This is a genomic window from Bifidobacterium sp. POST2/T3 (B1), from assembly GCF_058197115.1.
This window is the reverse complement of sequence record NZ_JBVPQK010000369.1, coordinates 1-2,558: the sequence shown is the minus strand read 5'-3', so window position 1 is coordinate 2,558 and position 2,558 is coordinate 1. Positions and strand designations below refer to the sequence as shown.

The following is a 2,558-nucleotide window of genomic DNA, read 5'->3' as shown; positions in this document are numbered from 1 at the left end:
AGGTACAGCCCTGAGCCGCGGTCTGTGATTCTCACTGTACCGAATGTCATCAGCCTGCTCCGTATCCTATCCATACCACTTATTGCCTACCTGGTGGCCAATCGGCACCTGATCATCTCTCTGGTGGTCATGCTGATTTCGGCCCTGTCAGATGGGGTGGACGGAATCATTGCCCGCAGGTTCAACCAGGTCAGCAAGCTGGGGCAGATCCTGGATCCGGTTGCCGATCGTCTACTCATTCTCTGCTCCGTCCTTGCCCTGAGTATTGCCTCGATCCTGCCCTGGTGGCTTCTGGCCCTGGTCGGGGCCCGGGACGTGCTCATGGGTCTGCTGGTTCTGGTGCTGGCTCAGCACAACTATGGTCCTCTGCCTGTTCACTTCGCGGGCAAGACTGGCACAGCCGTACTCATGCTGGCCATACCGGCCCTGATCTTCGCGGATGTGGGTACTTCACCCTTCTTCCGCTTCTTTCATCTGGTGGCCCTGGCAGCCGTCATTTGGGGGGTGGGCCTCTATTGGCTGGCAGGGCTGATATACGCACGTCAAGGCATCGGACTGATTCGTCAGGACCGCCATCATGACTGAACCGCAGAGGATGCCTGAATCCTTCCCCGTGCCGCCCGACCGTGCCCTGATTCACCGCCGGACGGCTTTTTCGCATTCCACTTCTGGTCTGGAACGCCACTATGTTGATGAAGAGAGCTCTGAGCCCTCACAGGAGTCCATTCGTCGGCGCATGGCCGATGAGTCCTTGAGGCTGATAGACGATCTGACCAACCGCCCCATGGATCCTATGTTCGAGGATGCCCGCCTGCTGCCTGCTGAACGCAGATCACCGCTGAGCGTCTGGGTCAACAGGATCCTGGTCTTTGTCATCTGTGTGCTGGTTGGTTTGGCTGGCACGGGCATAGTGCAGGTGCTGCACCGGGACCCGCGTCAGAAGGTACGTGAAAAGCTGATCTCCCAAGTGGAGGTGGTCAGCAAACGTGCCAATGACCTCAACGGTCAGATTTCAGACCTCAACGGAAATATCGACACGCTTTCGGGTCAAGTTGGCGGCCAAGGCCAGAGCAGCACCCAGACCGCTGACGATCTGACCAACGGTACCAGCAAGGTGCAGGGCCAAGGCATCGTTATCACCCTGGCCAACCCCATTGCCTCCAAGGATGTCCGGGACAATGCGGATCAGATCAAATTGGTCACCGACCAGGACCTGCAGTGGTTTCTGACCAAGCTCTGGTCTGCGGGTGCCGAGGCCATTGCCATCAACGGCAATAGAATAGGAACACAGACATCAGTGCGCACGGCCGGTCAGACCATCCTGGTGGGGACCGCTTCCGTTGAGGCCCCCTACAAGATTGAGGCCATAGGCGACCAGGGTGCACTGTCTGATCTGATGTCTCGCAGCGATCTGAAGAGCCGCCTGCGTGACCTGAAGAATGCGAACATTACCGTCAATGTAAACAAGCAGCGGCGCCTGAACCTGAATGCAGTCGGTCTGCCCAATCTGTCCTATGCCGGAAGGAGTCATTGACATGTCGGCAATTCTCGGCCTGATCCTAGGCGTGGTGGCGGGCATCTTCCTCAAGCCCGACATTCCCATCGTCCTGCAGCCCTACCTGCCCATTATGGTGGTGGCGGCCTTGGATGCATTGATGGGCGCAGTCCGTTCCTACTTCGAGCGCAGCTTCTCGGATCGGGTCTTCGTGGTCTCCTTCATCTCCAATGTGATTACCGCCACACTTCTGGTCTTCCTGGGCAATCAGCTGGGTGTGGGCTCTCAGCTGTCCACAGCCGTCATTGTGGTCCTGGGCATTCGCATCTTCTCCAACGTCTCCGCTATTCGACGGTTCATTTTCAAGGGGTGAGCATATGAGACACACCCTCAGGAAGAAACGCGATGAACAGATGCCCGAAAGCATTCCACCCAGGCGGCCTGGGCGGGTCAGGGCTCCATCCGACGATACGCAGACCGGTGCTTTCCCGGTGGTTCGTCGGCGGCCTCTGCGCACACTCAACTCCAACGCCACCAGGGTCAGGTTGGTCACCAGCGTCTTGGTGGCCCTTATGTGCGCCCTGCTAGGCTTCGGATACGCCGTTCAAGTGCGCAATAACCAGTCCTCCTACCAGAGCCTATCGGAGGAAGAGCTTGTGCGGGTGCTGGACGAGACCAGCAACCAGGTCGATAAGCTGGAGGAGCGCAAGAGCCAACTCAACCAGCAGCTGACTTCTATCAAGTCCGCCGCTGACAAGCAAAAGGAGGCCGCCCGCATCGCCCAGCAGAACGAACAGAGCAGCGGCATCCTCTCCGGACGGCTGCCGGCCCAGGGCAGGGGAGTGGTGGTGAGGGTCACCGAGGAAAGCGACCGAGTGGATGCCTCGACTATGTTCAACCTGATCGAGGAGCTGCGCAATGCAGGAGCCGAGGTCATATCCTTCAACGATGTCAGGGTGGTCACCAACACCTATCTGCTGGATACCCGCACCGGCCTGCAGTGCGACCACTCCAAGCTGCAAAGCCCCTATGTCGTCAAGGCCATCGGGGACCCGGACAGCCT

The 2,558-nt window shown here is 58.8% G+C and carries 4 protein-coding genes; all 4 read left to right on the top strand.

Going from position 1 to position 2,558, the window contains the following annotated elements; translation table 11 throughout:
• Window positions 1-585 (top strand): CDP-alcohol phosphatidyltransferase family protein (locus AC0AP0_RS11710; RefSeq protein WP_490430593.1); only part of this gene is annotated, 585 nt, incomplete at its 5' end.
• Complete coding sequence (locus AC0AP0_RS11705) at window positions 578-1,534, top strand: DUF881 domain-containing protein (RefSeq protein WP_490430592.1); 957 nt, start codon at window positions 578-580, stop codon at window positions 1,532-1,534. The genes AC0AP0_RS11710 and AC0AP0_RS11705, both read left to right, overlap by 8 nt.
• Before the next feature lies 1 nt (window position 1,535).
• On the top strand, window positions 1,536-1,868 hold the full coding sequence (locus AC0AP0_RS11700; protein WP_015021764.1) for a small basic family protein: 333 nt from the start codon (window positions 1,536-1,538) through the stop codon (window positions 1,866-1,868).
• 4 nt (window positions 1,869-1,872) lie between these two features.
• A partial coding sequence (locus tag AC0AP0_RS11695) for a DUF881 domain-containing protein (protein ID WP_490430591.1) occupies window positions 1,873-2,558 on the top strand: 686 nt, incomplete at its 3' end.

What these genes read in the sequence shown, in the direction of transcription:
- AC0AP0_RS11705 (WP_490430592.1), top strand. Translation starts at nt 578, where the DNA reads ATGACTGAACCGCAGAGGATGCCTGAATCCTTCCCCGTGCCGCCCGAC.
- AC0AP0_RS11700 (WP_015021764.1), top strand. Translation starts at nt 1,536, where the DNA reads ATGTCGGCAATTCTCGGCCTGATCCTAGGCGTGGTGGCGGGCATCTTC.